At 63.7% G+C, this 1,809-nt stretch carries 3 protein-coding genes; all 3 read left to right on the top strand.

Going from position 1 to position 1,809, the window contains the following annotated elements:
• The coding region (locus AC1D00_RS39505) for a transporter substrate-binding domain-containing protein (protein ID WP_477014415.1) at positions 1 to 383 on the top strand (383 nt) is incomplete at its 5' end.
• Between the two features lie 25 nt (positions 384 to 408).
• A complete protein-coding gene (locus AC1D00_RS39500) occupies positions 409 to 1,062 on the top strand; it encodes an amino acid ABC transporter permease (RefSeq protein ID WP_027549516.1) in 654 nt (217 codons plus the stop codon).
• Complete coding sequence (locus AC1D00_RS39495; RefSeq protein ID WP_404558685.1) at positions 1,059 to 1,790, top strand: amino acid ABC transporter ATP-binding protein; 732 nt, start codon at positions 1,059 to 1,061, stop codon at positions 1,788 to 1,790. The genes AC1D00_RS39500 and AC1D00_RS39495 overlap by 4 nt, the downstream gene beginning before the upstream one ends.
• Positions 1,791 to 1,809: the final 19 nt, after the last annotated feature.

Here is a 1,809-nt window from a genome sequence, read left to right as displayed (position 1 = left end):
CCACGCAGGATGATCTGAAGGGCGAGACGGTCGGCGCCCAGGTCGGCACCGCCTTCGTCGATGCGCTGAAGAAGTCCGGGCTGTTCGCCGACGTCAAGGCCTACGACACCATCCCGGACATCCTGCGCGACGTGAACACCGGTCGCCTCAAGGCCGGCTACGCCGACTATCCGATCCTCGCCTACAATCTGAAGCAGGGCGGTTTCCCCGAGGTACGTCTCGTCGATGGCTACAAGCCCGTGACCGTCGGCTCGGTCGGCATTGGCGTGCGCAAGGGCGAGACGGCGCTGCTCGGCAAGATCAACGCTTCGCTGGCAAAGCTGAAGGCCAACGGCACCATCGACAAGATCCTCGAGAAGTGGGGTCAGAAGGCGCAGGGTTGACGACAGAGGCTGGTAAGGCTGTCCGATGAAAGGTTTCTGGCACGACGCGGCCGAGTTCTTCCCGATCCTGATGAGCGGCGTCGCGCTGACGATCATCGTCACCATCGGCTCGCTGCTGCTCTCGACGGTGCTGGGTCTGATCTGGGCGATGATGCGGGTCTCCGGCATCAAGGTGCTGTCGATGCTCAGCGCCAGCCTGATCAACGTGATCCGGGGCATCCCGATCATCGTGCTGCTGTTCTACCTCTATTTCGTGATGCCCGATCTCGGCGTGACGCTCTCCGCGTTGCAGGCCGCGATTCTCGGGCTCGGCATCGCCTATTCGGCCTACCAGGCGGAAAACTTCCGCGCCGGCATCGAGGCGATCGACAAGGGCCAGATCGAGGCGGCGCAGTCGATCGGCATGGGCTGGTGGCTGACGATGCGCCGCGTGGTGCTGCCGCAGGCGGTGCGCATCGTGCTGCCTCCCTACGGCAACGTCATGATCATGATGCTGAAGGATTCCTCGCAAGCATCCACGATCACAGTCGCTGAGCTCGCCCTGCAGGGCAAGCTGATTGCGTCCTCGACCTTCAAGAACACCAATGTGTTCACGCTGGTCGCGCTGATGTACCTCACCATGAGCATTCCGCTGATCCTGCTGGTCCGTCACTTCGAAAAGCGGGCGGGCAAGAAATGATCGAGCTCACTGACGTTCACAAGAGCTTTGGCCAGAACGAGGTGCTCAAGGGCATCACGGCCTCCGTGCAGAAGGGCGAGGTGGTCTGCATCGTCGGCCCCTCCGGTTCCGGCAAGTCGACCATTTTGCGTTGCATCAACGGGCTGGAAAGCTACGACCGCGGCGAGATCAGTGTCGAAGGATTGAAGGTCGACCGCGATGCGCCGTCGATCGTGAAAGTTCGCACCCAGGTCTCGATGGTGTTCCAGCGCTTCAACCTGTTTCCGCATCGCACGGTGCTGGAGAACGTGGTCGAGGGGCCGCTCTATGTGAAGAAGGAGCCGCGTGCGCAGGTGCTCGAGCGCGGCCGCGTGCTGCTTGCCCAGGTCGGCCTCGCTGAGAAAGCCGACGCGCACCCGCCGCAGCTGTCCGGCGGCCAGCAGCAGCGCGTCGCGATCGCACGCGCGCTCGCGATGCAGCCCAAGGCCATCCTGTTCGACGAGCCGACCTCGGCGCTCGATCCCGAGCTCGTCGGCGACGTCCTTGGCGTGATGCGCAAGCTCGCCGACGACGGCATGACCATGGTCGTCGTCACCCACGAGATGGGTTTTGCGCGCGACGTCGCCGACCGCGTGCTGTTCATCGACGGCGGCGTCATCGTCGAGCAGGGGCCGGCCAAATCGGTGCTCAACCAACCCCAGCACCCGCGCACGCAGGATTTCCTGCGCCGCGTGCTGCATCCGCTCTGATCGGTCTTCGCCATGACTG

The sequence above is a fragment of the Bradyrhizobium sp. P2_E8 genome, from assembly GCF_056403875.1.
Note: the sequence above shows the minus strand (reverse complement) of the source record. Positions and strands in the feature narration are given on the sequence as shown.